This window comes from Salifodinibacter halophilus, from assembly GCA_012999515.1.
GTDB classification, from domain to species: domain Bacteria; phylum Pseudomonadota; class Gammaproteobacteria; order Nevskiales; family Salinisphaeraceae; genus Salifodinibacter; species Salifodinibacter halophilus.
Map to the genome: position 1 here is coordinate 1 of JABEEB010000051.1, position 382 is coordinate 382.

Here is a 382-nt window from a genome sequence, read left to right on the forward strand (position 1 = left end):
CAGGACGCTGTTGAGCGGTGCGTTGCTCAGCGGCTGCAGGTTCACCGCGCCGGGCAGCGTGGTCAGGGTCGCGCCGGCGGGACTCGAACCGGTCAGGGTGTGGGTGGTGCGGCCGGCGGTGATGGTGACGGTGTCGCCGGTGATGCTGCGCACGCTGCCCAGGCCGAGGAAGTGCACGACCGGGTTGGTCACCGGCCGGCTGAAGCTGATCGTCAGGGTGCTGCCGATGTTGCCGCAGGCCACGGTCGTGGCGGCGTTGGTGGCGAAGTTGCACGACGCGCCGACGGTCTGCAGCTGGATGCCGGTGGTCGTGGTCGGCACGTTCGGGCTGAACATCGCCGCCGTCGCGCCGCCCAGCGTGGTCAGCGGGACGTTGTTGGCG

1 protein-coding gene is annotated in these 382 nt (G+C 70.9%); it reads right to left on the bottom strand.

Features of this window, described 5'->3' with window-relative positions; translation table 11 throughout:
- A partial coding sequence (locus HKX41_10635; protein NNC24587.1) for a hypothetical protein occupies positions 1-382 on the bottom strand: 382 nt, incomplete at both ends.